Source organism: Metalysinibacillus jejuensis (genome assembly GCF_003057615.1).
GTDB classification, from domain to species: Bacteria; Bacillota; Bacilli; order Bacillales_A; family Planococcaceae; genus Metalysinibacillus; species Metalysinibacillus jejuensis.
The window spans coordinates 1-1,705 of sequence record NZ_QAFW01000115.1; the positions used below are offsets into that span (position 1 = coordinate 1).

Annotated in this window: 2 protein-coding genes and 1 pseudogene; 1 reads left to right on the forward strand and 2 read right to left on the reverse strand. The window is 32.9% G+C overall.

All coding sequences use genetic code 11. The annotated features are described in order from the left end of the window. Positions 1-359, forward strand: a 359-nt coding sequence (locus DDE80_RS14270) for an IS66 family transposase (protein WP_153060930.1), incomplete at its 5' end; no start/stop codon positions are given. A gap of 277 nt (positions 360-636) precedes the next feature. Here DDE80_RS14270 and DDE80_RS14275 read toward each other — a convergent pair. Both DDE80_RS14275 and DDE80_RS15825 read right to left on the reverse strand, forming a co-directional pair. Beyond that, on the reverse strand, positions 637-1,374 hold the full coding sequence (locus DDE80_RS14275; RefSeq protein WP_108308605.1) for a LytR/AlgR family response regulator transcription factor: 738 nt from the start codon (positions 1,372-1,374) through the stop codon (positions 637-639). An 11-nt stretch (positions 1,375-1,385) separates the two neighbouring features. Continuing rightward, positions 1,386-1,562: pseudogene (locus tag DDE80_RS15825) on the reverse strand (GHKL domain-containing protein); the annotation flags it as partial. Positions 1,563-1,705: the final 143 nt, after the last annotated feature.

Genomic DNA, 1,705 nt, shown 5'->3' on the forward strand with positions numbered 1-1,705 from the left:
CAAAATTGGGTGAAGCCATTACATACTGTTTAAATCAGTGGCAGAAACTCGTGGTATTTTTAAAGGATGGTCGTCTAGAATTGGACAACAATCGAGGCGAACGTTCCATTAAACCGTTCGTGATGGGAAGAAAAGCGTGGCTATTTTCAGCTTCTCCGAAAGGAGCAAAGGCCAGCGCAATTATCTATAGTATTGTGGAAACAGCAAAAGAGAATCAACTTGATCCACTGAAATATTTAACCTATATTTTCGAGCAATTACCGTTAATTGATTTAACAGATGAAGCAGCGTTAGATGCGTTGATGCCTTGGTCAGATGCAATTCCGACCAACTGTCACGTGCCTAAACGAACTACATAGATAGCATAACAATAGCACCCCCTGGAAAACAGGTGGGTGCTATTTGACGCTTACTTCAGATCGGTTCATAAAAAAACCTCCAACTTCATTCATTTTCATGATTGTCTCATGTCCATTGAATTCGTTGAAGGTGTGCTATATTTGGCGCTTACACATAATCAAAAAGGGACAGACTCCAAAGAAAGAAGTCCGTCCAAGCTTAAGACCAGGGGGTTACTAGTAATCGGTGGCTTTATTATATTTTCTTCAAGCGTTTACACCAGAAACATTATTTTTGTTACTTTGCTTCCAAATATAATTGCTGTAATAATCTCTTTTTCTTATAGGATACTTCGCATAATGAACCATCATTAAGTTTCACTTGCTTGGATTTGGCATCAAAAACTTCAATTTTATCCTTATTGATTAAATAACTTCTATGGCATCTAAAAAACCTTTCATCCAAATTTTCCTCTATCTCTTTTAATTTCCCATAAAATTCATAGATACCATTTTCCTCTTTGAGAATTACTTTATGAGCATTAGTCGATGTTTCAAAATAATAGATATCACCGAAATATATTTTCCTTAAAAATTCGCCAACCTTAAAACTAAAATATTGCTCTTTTTTTTGTTCATAAATATTTTTAAAACTTTTATATGCCGCATTTAAAGAACTGACTACACTTTGGTCAAAATTTTTATCATCTTTAACTATATAATCTAGTGCAGCGATTTTATATGTAAAAGTTAATTTCAACCTATCTGCATAAGTTGTAACAAATATTATATTAGCTAAGGAATCTTTATTTCTAATTTCTTGAGCTAGTTCTAAGCCATTTTGTGCCGAATTAAGTTCGATATCCAAAAAATAGCAATCCACTTTTTTGTGTTCTATGTAACTTAAGACTTGTTGTGGGCTTTCTGCACATAAAACAATTTCTGTATCCCAGTCGTTTGTAAAACTATTTTGTATAATTAAATTTTGGAGTTTTCTTCTTTGTTTAATATCATCTTCACAAATGACTATTCTCAATTCGTACTCACCTATTTTCTAATCTGAAGTTCTTGGATAAACCAGTTATTATCAACACGGGTACTCATAATACAATTTTCATATTGATTTAAAATTGAACGAACATTAGCTAAACCTAGACCACGGTTCTCTCCTTTTGTAGAAACACCAGCTTTATATATCCTATTAAGATCTATTTCAGAGTTAGTAAATGTATTTTCTCACGTCTGTTGATTAACTAATTTTTACCAATAAAATGCAATAAAAAAGAGAGATTCCATGTAAAATGTAAGTTACCACACCAACATTTACGAGGAGGAATCTCTCATGGCTAAGAATACCACGATTTTCA